The organism is Neisseria sp. P0001.S005, assembly GCF_051963715.1.
The window spans coordinates 1-238 of the sequence record NZ_JBQCTZ010001067.1; the positions used below are offsets into that span (position 1 = coordinate 1).

1 pseudogene is annotated in these 238 nt (G+C 45.4%); it reads left to right on the top strand.

From position 1 onward, the window contains the following. Positions 1-238: pseudogene (locus ACTHSP_RS24080) on the top strand (epoxyqueuosine reductase QueH); the annotation flags it as partial.

Here is a 238-nt window from a genome sequence, read left to right on the forward strand (position 1 = left end):
CTTGTTCCGGCGTTGTGATGGATTCCATGGTTGCATGCTGTATCGACTACACCATTTATTTTTAGATCACCAATATCCATCCGCACACAGAATTTATGTTGCGCAAAGTAGAAAATATGAGCTTTGCGGACAAATTCGGCATCCCCTTTGTCGATAATGAAGACGACTAAGATAACGACCGTGAAGTATGGTTCGCCATAGCCATAGGCCTGGAATTCGAACCCGTACGCGGTATCCG